Source organism: Moorena sp. SIO4A5 (assembly GCF_010672005.1).
Lineage (GTDB): Bacteria > Cyanobacteriota > Cyanobacteriia > Cyanobacteriales > Coleofasciculaceae > Moorena.
The window spans coordinates 1-7,622 of record NZ_JAAHHZ010000229.1 but is presented as its reverse complement, the minus strand read 5'-3'; the positions used below and the strand labels follow the sequence as shown (position 1 = coordinate 7,622).

At 45.7% G+C, this 7,622-nt stretch carries 8 protein-coding genes; 4 read left to right on the top strand and 4 right to left on the bottom strand.

Features of this window, described 5'->3' with window-relative positions; genetic code table 11:
• Nucleotides 1–482 (top strand): aminotransferase class V-fold PLP-dependent enzyme (locus F6K57_RS33190; protein WP_293072239.1); only part of this gene is annotated, 482 nt, incomplete at its 5' end.
• A gap of 386 nt (nucleotides 483–868) precedes the next feature.
• Here F6K57_RS33190 and F6K57_RS33185 read toward each other — a convergent pair.
• Nucleotides 869–1,015 (bottom strand): hypothetical protein, encoded by a 147-nt coding sequence (locus F6K57_RS33185; RefSeq protein ID WP_293039031.1) that lies wholly within the window; start codon nucleotides 1,013–1,015, stop codon nucleotides 869–871.
• A 1,593-nt stretch (nucleotides 1,016–2,608) separates the two neighbouring features.
• Between F6K57_RS33185 and F6K57_RS33180 the strand changes: the two genes are divergently transcribed.
• Together F6K57_RS33180 and F6K57_RS33175 are read left to right on the top strand one after the other, a co-directional pair.
• On the top strand, nucleotides 2,609–4,573 hold the full coding sequence (locus F6K57_RS33180) for an Rne/Rng family ribonuclease (protein ID WP_293072238.1): 1,965 nt from the start codon (nucleotides 2,609–2,611) through the stop codon (nucleotides 4,571–4,573).
• Nucleotides 4,570–5,211 carry a ribonuclease HII gene (locus F6K57_RS33175; protein ID WP_293072237.1) on the top strand — a complete coding sequence of 214 codons (642 nt, stop codon included), beginning with the start codon at nucleotides 4,570–4,572 and terminating at the stop codon, nucleotides 5,209–5,211. The genes F6K57_RS33180 and F6K57_RS33175 overlap by 4 nt, the downstream gene beginning before the upstream one ends.
• A 22-nt stretch (nucleotides 5,212–5,233) precedes the next feature.
• Here the strand turns inward: F6K57_RS33175 and rppA are convergent, their stop codons facing one another.
• Both rppA and F6K57_RS33165 read right to left on the bottom strand, forming a co-directional pair.
• A complete protein-coding gene (rppA, locus tag F6K57_RS33170; RefSeq protein ID WP_293021979.1) occupies nucleotides 5,234–5,908 on the bottom strand; it encodes a two-component system response regulator RppA in 675 nt (224 codons plus the stop codon).
• 380 nt (nucleotides 5,909–6,288) lie between these two features.
• Complete coding sequence (locus tag F6K57_RS33165; protein ID WP_293072236.1) at nucleotides 6,289–6,531, bottom strand: hypothetical protein; 243 nt, start codon at nucleotides 6,529–6,531, stop codon at nucleotides 6,289–6,291.
• Between the two features lie 39 nt (nucleotides 6,532–6,570).
• On the opposite strand from F6K57_RS33165, the gene F6K57_RS33160 reads away from it, so the two are divergent.
• Nucleotides 6,571–7,278, top strand: coding sequence for an SDR family oxidoreductase (locus F6K57_RS33160; RefSeq protein ID WP_293072235.1), 708 nt, complete (start codon nucleotides 6,571–6,573; stop codon nucleotides 7,276–7,278).
• On the opposite strand, the gene F6K57_RS33155 is transcribed toward F6K57_RS33160, so the two are convergent.
• Nucleotides 7,279–7,428 (bottom strand): hypothetical protein, encoded by a 150-nt coding sequence (locus F6K57_RS33155; protein WP_293072234.1) that lies wholly within the window; start codon nucleotides 7,426–7,428, stop codon nucleotides 7,279–7,281.
• Between the last annotated feature and the right edge of the window lie 194 nt (nucleotides 7,429–7,622).

Here is a 7,622-nt window from a genome sequence, read left to right as displayed (position 1 = left end):
ATGGCGGTGGACATGAACGAGGGATGCGTTCTGGCACACTTTATACCCCTCAGATTGTGGGGTTTGCTAAGGCTGTGGAACTGGGGTTAGAAGAACAACCCTCAGAATCTCAACGGTTGATAGAACTCCGGGAGGGTCTGTGGACCACTCTCTCTAAACTAGAAAGTATCCAGATCAATGGTCATCCTACCCAGCGATTATCCGGAAACCTTAACATTAGTGTGGAGGGAGTAGATGGCGCAGCCCTGCTGCTAGGATTACAGCCTGTGGCAGCCGTTTCTTCTGGCTCCGCTTGTTCCTCAGCAACTGTAGCTCCTTCCCATGTACTATTAGCCCTAGGACATCCGGAAAATCTGGCTTATGCCTCCATCCGGTTTGGAATTGGACGCTTTAATACCATGGCAGAAATTGAGCAGGTGGCTGAGCATACGATCACAACGATTCAGTCTCTGCGCCAATCTCAAGCTGTCAAAATTAATTGAACAAAATGGTTGAGCGCAGTCCCTAGGCATATTTTATAGTTTGGGTGGGGTAACCGAAACCAGCTTTTAAATTGCAAAGCGTAAGCTTCTAGGCTACGATCACATCGGTACCACAAAGGAGATTTCGCTCCTTAGCTGAACCGCGAAAAGCCCCGCACTTTACCTTTATTGGCTAGGTGTCCTATGGGAAGCGCAGGGTAAGAGTCCCAAAGGATCTTACCAATGTGATATACTAGCAATGGTAGCGATGCAGTGCCGAGCTGCGGGGGTTTCCCCCATTAGCGACTGCATCAAGACAGGGAAGATAAATTAAGAGCTAACCGCCACCTACCAACTAAAAATAGAACGAGTTGTATTGTTCCGGCGCGGAGGGGCACCGCGTGTCGTTAATAATGCTTATCGTTCGCGTAGCGTGGCCTACGGCCTTGTATCCAAAAGCAGTAGCTGGAGTTGCTAAGAAGCCCGTCATGTCCCGTTAGGGCAGCTTCGGGAGATGTCACTAGGCGAATCAACAGGGGATGAGAATATAACACATCCCCAAAAAGGCAAACATATGTGCCTCAAGACCCTAAATCTAAGCAGTAAAGCTGCTGAAACAGGGAGATTCAGGAGATATAGACAGAAACCCTGAAGAATTTCCAGACCTCTGGTCAGGAAATAGTCAGCTAACAAAAAATTAAAACTTTTGGAGAGATTGGTAGCAACTGGGTAGTTTGTGGTAAATCCCGAACAGTGCCGATAAGGGGTCAACTGACTTTCAGCTATCGGAGCTGTGGTTAGCCAAAACCATCGCGCATAGCCTGTTTTAGCTTCCTCCGCGAGAAGCCCCACACCTCAATGCGCAGCATGAGTGTGGGAACGAAGTTACCGCAAGAATAGGGCAGCCTTTATGGTTGGTCGGCTATGCGTAAAAGGGTTAAAACTTTATGATTAAGGCTGCCCTAATAAACAGGTTTCATCTCCGGGATGAATCGCGGGCAGGAACTCTGATAAACAGCCTGAAAAACGTTATAATAAAAATAGCAGGGAAGACAAATTAAGAGCTAACCGCCACCTGCGTGTTTAAAAATAGAACTTTTTGTATTGTTCCGGTGCGGAGGGGCATCCCGTATCGTTAATAAAGCTTACCGAGTATCCTAAGCAATAGCTGGAGTTGGTAAGAAGCCCACACTGAACCGTGCTTGTCAGTGTGGGAGTATGTCACCATAGGTGCGCTTTCCTAATGGGAATTAAATTTGCCACTGGTCACACTTCTTGATGGGGGGAGTGGCTTAACCTCCATTTTTGTATCAGTTATATCAGTGGCAAAGTAATCCGTTGTCTATATTTCAGAGTGCGACTGGATAGAGACAGGGATTCACAAGTGTTAGTCAAAATCCTCAGAAAATCGGTTAGAATTATTTGAATCCACAAGAGTCACGTGATCAATTTGTCAGGCTTAACATCCCCCGAAGTCCCTACGGGATTATAGGAAAGGCGAGGCAGATTGCGAGACAATTACACATAGGTGCGCTCTTACTTGGCTATTTAAATTCGCGTGATTGTGCGCTTTACTTTGGCTCGGGAACCCGGGCTTCTTGGGTCGCGCCTTTAGGCAAAGCCCAACGCAGGGCGCGTTCGGGCGCGCACCTCAAAAATTTTCGACTTTGCGACAGAACATCCTACTGGAAAGCGAGTCTTAAAGTAGAGAACTAATGTCGCACCTCCAAGTGTTACAATCAGCAGAGCCGCTACAATCCCATTCACCAAACAAACCCCCTGTCAGCACCCCCCTTTAAACAGACGGGGCTTCGAGACAGTTTCACCGCCATTGACTACAGCCATTGACTACAGCCATTGACTACAGTTTTCGATTGACCGTAGGTCACGCTACGCGAACAAACAATGAGCAACAAAATAGTTAAGTGGGCTTTCCGTGATGGCGAACGCGCCCCGCGTGACCTACGGTCAAGGGATTGCTCGCCATCACGGGTCGCACCTCTAGTTATTCATAGTCTATTTATTAGTCTCTGTGGCCGATCAGTTTAATGGCAGTAAATCACCGAACATTTCAGACCTAGAAATAAAGTACGACTCCTATCGTTAACTGTAGGACTAAGCGTACCACGAAGTTTTGAGGAAATTGCATGCCAAAGCAAATTATTATTGCAGAGCAACATCAACTTGCTGCTGTATTTTGGGAAGATCAAATTCAAGAACTAGTAGTTGCCACCGGTAATCACCAGGTCGGTGATATTTATCTCGGCATTGTAGAAAATGTCTTACCGGGTATTGATGCAGCATTTGTCAATATTGGGGATCCTGATCGCAATGGTTTTATTCATGTGACAGATTTAGGACCATTGCGCTTGAAACGCCGGTCTGGTGCGATCACCGAACTGCTGACTCCCCAGCAGAAGGTGTTGGTGCAAGTGATGAAAGAACCTACTGGTAATAAAGGGCCCAGGCTTACAGGTAATATTAGTTTACCCGGTCGCTATTTGGTGCTGATGCCTTATGGCCGAGGAGTAAACTTGTCTCGGCGGATTAAGAGCGAAAGTGAACGTAATCGCCTCAGAGCTCTAGCAATTCTAATCAAACCATCGGGCATGGGAGTGCTGGTGCGCACCGAAGCCGAAGGCAGAGCCGAAGAAGCCATTATGGAAGACTTGGAAAACCTGCAAAGACAATGGGAAGCTGTCCAGCTCGAAGCAACCTCTACCAGAGCACCAGCCCTACTTAATCGGGATGATGATTTTATTCAGCGTGTCCTCCGGGATATGTACACTGCTGATGTTAATCGGATTGTGGTGGATTCTAGTACTGCAGTCAAACGGGTTAAACAACACTTGTTGAGCTGGAGTGGAGGTCAAGCACCAGAGGGGGTCTTGATTGACCATCACCGCGATCGCATGCCAATTTTGGCATACTTCCGGGTCAATGCTGCAATTCGAGAAGCCCTCAAGCCAAGAGTAGATTTACCATCTGGTGGCTACATTATCATTGAACCTACCGAAGCTCTAACCGTAATTGATGTGAACTCTGGTTCCTTTACCCGCTCAGCTACAGCACGGGAAACGGTTTTGTGGACTAACTGTGAGGCAGCAACAGAAATTGCCCGCCAGCTGCGCCTACGTAATCTAGCTGGGGTGATCGTTGTTGACTTTATTGATATGGACACCAGGCGGGATCAGTTGCAGGTTCTCGAACACTTCAATCAAGCCCTAAAAGAGGACAAAGCCCGACCACAGATTGCCCAGCTTTCGGAACTTGGCTTAGTGGAACTGACTCGCAAGCGCCAAGGGCAAAATATTTACGAGTTGTTTGGTAAAACCTGTGCTACCTGTGGCGGGTTAGGACATCTGGCACATCTTCCCGGTGAAGTCGAAGCAGAAGCACTAGAGACCTTAGCACCGATCCCCTTACCGGCGGAGCGAAGCATTCCACAGTTCCCCGAACCTGTAGACTTATCTTCTGAGAATGATAATGATTTGGACTTGCTCAATCACCCCAGTTATCAGGAACGGGGAGCGGTAAATAATCGCCGCCGCCGCCGCCGTCGTATTGATGACCCAGTGATTAGGGAAGAACCAATTACTAGGGGAGTCAATCGGGTGATCTCTGTCTCATCCAACTTTGATGCCATCACAGAACCCGAGGTATCCACCTCAGGAGTAGAAAAACCTCAGCTAGTCAAGTTTGCTCAAGAAAAGGAACCACCAGAATTGGTCAGGGTTGAAATGAGCCCAGAAGAACAAGATGTTTATGCGTTAATGGGCATTTCCCCTATACTAAATTTAGACCGAGAGGTGAAAGATCCTAGGTCAGCAATTATCTCAGTGTTACTGCCGGGAGAAAAAATCGAGGATAATGAAGAAGAATTATCCAATTCAACTACCGATTCAACTACCGATTCAACTACCGATTCAAGTAATAGTCAATCCTCCATCGACGATCAGCTAGAGTTAGACGAATCAGACTTGGTAGAATCTACTGCTGACACACCAATTGCAGAAACTGGATCTGATCAACTTATTACTACCAATGGCACCATTAATAGTCCCCCCATAGTGCGCCGCCGCCGTCGCCGCTCTTCAGCATTGGATAAATGACAACGGACAAAGTCACTGAAGTGTTTGAGTTACCGGATAAATCCGGTACTCCTTCCTTAGTGGCTGGAGTAGATGAAGTAGGGCGAGGTGCCTTATTTGGTCCAGTTGTGGCAGCAGCAGTGATTTTACCTGTATCTGTCTTGCCACAACTGGCTCTAGCTGGCGTTAAAGATAGTAAACAGTTGTCCCGGAAGCGACGCCAAAGGCTGTCTGAAGAAATTCAGGGATTGGCACTGGATTGGACTATTGGTTATTCCACTAGTGCAGAAATTGACCAGCTCAATATCTTACAGGCTTCATTGTTAGCTATGAAACGGGCTGTGCTTAAATTAAAAGTTAAGCCCGATATTTGTCTGATTGATGGGTTACACGGGTTGCCAGATTTACCGATAGCACAACGAAATCTAGTAAAGGGGGATCAGCGATCGCTTCATATTGCGGCAGCAAGTATTGTAGCCAAGGTGTGGCGTGATGATTTAATCATTCGTCTAGCTACCAAGTATTCAGAGTATGATTTGACAGCCAACATGGGCTATGGTACCAAAAAGCATCGGTTAGCACTGCAAAAATACGGACCATGTCGGCTGCATCGCATGTCCTTTAGCCCCTGTAGTCAGGCGAATCAACAAATGAGTTAAATTATTTATTGACAAATAACAATCAACCAAATCGATAACCCTTACCATAAACTGTATGGATCAGGGGGGCGGAACCCTTAATTTCGATTTTGCGACGCAACAAACGAACTAGAGCAGCTAAATTGTTACTTTTTGGGATTTCCTCAGATGGCCACAAATGTTGATAAATTTGCTTGTGGGATAATAATAGACCAACATGGCTCATGAAGTACGCTAGCAGTTGGCTTTCTTTTTCTGATAGCTCAATTGGGCGTCCGTGGCGATAAGCTATTTGATTGGTTAAGTCTAATTCTATTTGTCCAACCCGTAACCGCTGGCTGGGATTGGCATCAGTCGCAGCAGAACGCCGAAGCAGAGCCCGGACTCTAGCGAGTAACTCCCGCAGTTCAAATGGTTTAACTAGATAGTCGTCAGCACCAGCATCTAATCCCATCACTCTGTCATCTACAGTGTCCTTGGCGGTTAGAAAAAGAACTGGGGTAGTGGTGTCATGCGATCGCATTTGTTGGCAAATTTCTAACCCAGAAATGTGCGGTAGCATCCAGTCTAAGATTAACAAGTCATAAGCGCCAAGGGATGCTAACTCATTTCCTGACGCGCCATTATACGCCACATCTACAGTGTAACCTTCACGAGTTAATACCCGAGACAGGGGGTCAGTCAGCTCAATTTCATCATCTACTAAAAGGATACGCATTGATTTTGTTGATAGTTGACGGTTGACGCTTGACTATCAACACAATTATAAGACTTACGCAGCGACTCTATCTGTAGCGTAGGTTATTAACGAAGCCTACTACTTGTAGTTAACAGCCAAGTCATTGATATACTATTTTAGCTGTCAGGCAAAATTCATCCCACACCTAATGCGTAGCATAGGTGTGGGATGAATTTTGCACAGGGTATGTATAGAATTGCTATAATATATGTCCTGATAAACAAAGCCGTTCGCGTAGCGTGGCCTACGGCCTTAAATGCTGGTTTGTCATCCACTTACGTGGCTAAAAAATAGAACTTATTGTATTGTAAGGCGTGCGGAGGGGCATCCCGGAGACGAAACCTTAGAAGAGTGGAGCCTTAATCATAAAGTTTTAACCCTTTTCTGCATAGCCTGCTAACCATAAAGGCTCCACTCTTTAAGCGGTAACTTCTGACCGTGTCGTTAATAAAGCTTACCGAGTATCCGTTCGCGCAGCGTCGGCGAAAGCCGATAGTGATGGCTGGAGTTGGTAAGAAGCCCACACTGTAATCTTGGCCAAAGGCCACGCTACGCGAACGATGAGCGTGTGGGAGTATGTCACTTAAGATAAAGTTAATCATAGGGTAATTATAATTTAAGGGCTAGAAAGACAAACCAGTATGGCTTGGGCATTGGTTACAGGTGGCACCAAAAGGATTGGTAAAGCGATCGCATTAGACTTGGCGAAACAGGGCTATGATCTAGCCATTCATTACAACCGTTCTCGCCAAGACGCGGAAATCCTAGGGGAACAGATCCAGTCCCTAGACCGAAATTGTCGATTTTACCAAGCTGATCTAACCTGTGACCAAGATATGCTCAATCTTTTGCCAAGGGTGAAAGCAGATGTTCCTGAGCTTGATTTGTTGGTGAATAATGCTTCTATTTTTGAACCAGCAACCCTCAAAGACACGGAACTTGACTTGTTTGACAGTCACTTTGCTGTAAACTTTAAGGCTCCGTATTTCTTTACCCGTGATTTTGCTCGTCTTTATCAAAAAGGGAACATTATCAATATTATTGATACCAGAATCAACAAGAATGATTTTTCCTATTCTGCTTACACATTAGCTAAGAAAGCCTTGGCTAACTTAACGGAGATGGCAGCTTTGGAGTTTGCTCCACATATTCGAGTGAATGGAATTTGCCCTGGGTGGATTTTACTTCCAGCCGGGGCAAGTGAACAGTATATCGAAACACTTAGACAAAGAGTACCCATGCATAGCCAGGGCAATGTGGATCAGATTTGTCAGGCTGTTCGCTATTTGCTCTCTAATCAATTTGTTACCGGACAGTTTTTATTTGTGGATGGCGGTCAACATTTGTAATCAACTGTAAGCCGCCCGCTTTTCAATTATAACTGATAACTGATAGCTGACGGCTGATAGCTGACCGCTGATAGCTGACGGCTGATAGCTGACCGCTGATAGCTGACGGATGATAGCTGACGGCTGATAGCTGACAATAAACTTAATCAAGACTATATACATCAAAAAAATGACAAAACTTACTGATATCACATCAATAAAAGTTAATGATTTCGGGAGCAAAAAACAACACAGTTATGTTGAAGCGCTGCTGGAAATAAAAAATTTAAGACTCCGCACGATAATAGGATTTAATGACTGGGAAAGAAAAACTAAACAAGATGTTGTGATTAATATTAAGGCTG